This window comes from Verrucosispora sp. SN26_14.1 (assembly GCF_004307965.1).
In the GTDB taxonomy this organism is placed as follows: Bacteria; Actinomycetota; Actinomycetes; order Mycobacteriales; family Micromonosporaceae; genus Micromonospora.
The window spans coordinates 1-2879 of the sequence record NZ_SISL01000611.1 but is presented as its reverse complement, the minus strand read 5'-3'; the positions used below and the strand labels follow the sequence as shown (position 1 = coordinate 2879).

General features: G+C 73.0%; 3 protein-coding genes. 1 reads left to right on the top strand and 2 read right to left on the bottom strand.

Features of this window, described 5'->3' with window-relative positions:
• Positions 1-1269: right-handed parallel beta-helix repeat-containing protein (locus EYA84_RS29900; RefSeq protein ID WP_131057467.1), on the top strand; the 1269-nt coding region annotated here is incomplete at its 5' end.
• Positions 1270-1527: 258 nt separating this feature from the next.
• Here the strand turns inward: EYA84_RS29900 and EYA84_RS29895 are convergent.
• Positions 1528-1734, bottom strand: coding sequence for a hypothetical protein (locus EYA84_RS29895; protein WP_117228195.1), 207 nt, complete (start codon positions 1732-1734; stop codon positions 1528-1530).
• 224 nt (positions 1735-1958) lie between these two features.
• Positions 1959-2879, bottom strand: a 921-nt coding sequence (locus EYA84_RS33880) for a helix-hairpin-helix domain-containing protein (RefSeq protein WP_201272525.1), incomplete at its 5' end; no start/stop codon positions are given.

The window sequence follows — 2879 nt, the reverse complement described above, 5'->3', positions numbered from 1 at the left end:
CTGCCGACCCGCAACGGTCGCCCGCCGCAGGGCGAGGCGATCCGGGTGCCGTGCGACTCCGCCCGACTCGTCGCGGCGCTGGTCCGCGCCAACGCCGAGGGCGGCGCGACACTGCACCTGGCCGAGAAGTGCACCTACACGCTGACCCACGCCTTCGTGCAGGTCGACGAGTACGACGGCGGCATCCGCGACGCGCGGGATGCCGCGGACGCCGCCGAGACCCCGGGCGACGCCGAGGCGCCGCCGCGCAACCCGGCGGACGACACGGCCGGACTGCCGGTCATCTATCACGGGATCACCATCGAGGGCTCCGGCGCCTCCATCGTGCGCGCCGCCGACGCCGAGGAGTTCCGGTTCTTCACCGTGCGGGACGGCGGTGAGCTGACCCTGCGGGACGTGACCCTGCGCAACGGCCGGTCGAAGGTGGAGGGCGGCAGCCTCTTCGTCGTGCACGGCGCTACCGCGGTGGTCGAGGGCGTGACCGTGGTGAACAGCACCTCGCTGTCCGCCGAGGGTGGCGGCGGGGGCATCTTCAACGACGGCAACCTCCAGATCAGCGACAGCCGACTGATCGGCAACCGTGCCGCCGGTGCCCAGGGCAAGGGCGGGGGCCTGCTCAACGGTGGTGTGATGACCATGCACCGCACCGAGTTCCGACACAACAGCGCGGTCAGCTACGGCGGTGGCCTGGCCAACTTCCGGGCCGCCGGTGACGTGTACTCCTCCACCTTCGTGCAGAACAACGCCGGGCAGGGCGGTGGAATGGCCAGCTTCTCCGCGCGTACCAAGGTGTTCGACAGCGCGGTGATCGGCAACAGCGCCCAGACCGGCGGCGGCCTGGCCAACTCGGACGCGGTGCTGATCCTGCGCCAGATGACGATCCGGGACAACCTGGCCGCCGTGGCCGGTGGCGGCATCTCCACCGTCCAGGGCCTGCTGCCGCTGGACGACAGCGTGATCCAGGACAACACCACCCGGGGCAACGGTGGTGGCATCTACGCCGAGAAGTCCAACCTGCTGGTGCGCGGCAGCGACGTGCAGGACAACGCGGCGGTCGGACCACGGTCCCGGGGTGCCGGGCTGTTCGTCACCGCCGGCACCGCCTCGCTCTACCGCAGCCAGGTGACCGGCAACCGGGCGACCGTGAAGGCCGGTGGCGCACAGGTCGAGCGGGCTCAGCTCAAGATCGACGACGACACCGTCGTGATCGAGAACAGCCCCACCAACTGCGAGGGGAGCCGTCCGCCGGTGGCGCACTGCTTCCGCTGATCCACCCGTACGTCCGGCCCTCCGCCACCCGGTCCTCGAGACCACGGCGGAGGGCCGGATCCGTCCTGGGCGCCGGGCACCTCCGTCGCCCTATCCCCAAGATCACGCTCGATCCGGGATCGAGTGGCCTGGTGGCACGACGGAAGCCACTCGATCCCGGATCGAGTGGCTTCCGCATTACACCGACAGGTGATGTCGGTGGCGCCGGGTGAGCGTCGACGCGGCGCTCAGCGCCATCCGCCGCCGACCCGGGAAGCGTCACTGCGAGGGCTGCGGCAGTTCGCACTCGACCTGCGGGTTGGCGCCGACGTAGTTCAGCGGCCCGGCGACGATGGTCACCAGTATGGTGCCCAACTCGGCACAGTTGGTCTCCTCGTTGTCGTAGTAGCCGCGCTGGCCGGCGGCGACCGCGCCGATGATGAGCCAGATCACGACCAGGACTCCGAATATCGACGTGCCACGCATGGCTTCCTCCACGATCCGGTGGGTTGCACGGTGCCGGGCCTTGTACCCAGACGGACCGAACGGCCAAACGGAGGTCGGCGTGGCCCCGGCGACGAGCAGAGCGACGGTGACTCCGACCCGCAGCAGGGCCACGGGGTGTACCCGCCGTGACGACAACGAGACGGGCCGCCGACCCGGGACGGTCCGAAGACCCGTCCGCGTCGGCGGCCCGTGGGGGCGATCGGTCAGTCGGTGCCGCCGGCCGCCAGCACCTTCGCCTGCTGCGGCCAGGTGACCAGGCTCGCGGTGGCGCGCAGTCCGGCACCCTTGATGACCTCCCGCAGCGCGGCCTCGTCCAGCTCGGCCAACTGCCGGTACGTGACGATGCCCGCACCCTGCAGCGCGGCGGCCATCTTCGGCCCGACCCCCTGGATGCGCCGGAAGTCGTCGGCAGCCCCGGCGGCAGCGGGTGCGGCCACTACGGACGCGGCGGTCACCGGCTCGGCAGCGGGCCCGGCAGTGACCGGCTCGGTGGCGACTGCCTCCGTAGTGACCGGCTCGGCGGTCACCAGCTCGGCAGGGGCCGGCTCGGTGGCGGGCGCGGTGGCGTCCGGCGACGCGGTGGCCTCGGTGGTGACCGGTGCGGTGGTGGTGGCCGCCGTGGGGTCGGCGGCCGGGGTGGGCCGTACCGGCGGGGTGGCGACGGTGGGCCGTTCGGCGGAGTCGGTCTCGGCAGGTCCGTCGAGGGCGGACACCGGCTCCGGCGCAGTGCTGTCGGCGGGCGCGACGACCGGGTCCGGGGTGAGCGGCTCGGTGGTGACCGGAGCGTCGACTGCCGGCTGTGCGGCGACCGGCTCGGCGTCCACCGCAGGCGCGGTCTCGGCCAGCGCCGGGGTCGGCTCGGCCTGGACGGCGGCGGAGGGCTCGCCAACGGTGTTGGTAACCGCAGCGGCGGTGGGTTCGGTAGCGGCGGTGGTCTCGGCGGCGGGCGCGGTCTCGACCAGCGCCGGGGTCGGCTCGGTCTCGACGGCGGAGGTCTCGGCGGCGGAGGTGTCGGCGGCGGTCGGGACCGTCTCGGTCTCGACGGCGGTCGGGGCCGGTTCCGCGATGGTGGCGGCGGGGGGCGGTGCGGTCTCGACGGCGGCGGGGGTCGGCTCGGTCTCGAC

What these genes read in the sequence shown, in the direction of transcription:
- EYA84_RS29895 (WP_117228195.1), bottom strand. Translation starts at nt 1,734, where the DNA reads ATGCGTGGCACGTCGATATTCGGAGTCCTGGTCGTGATCTGGCTCATC.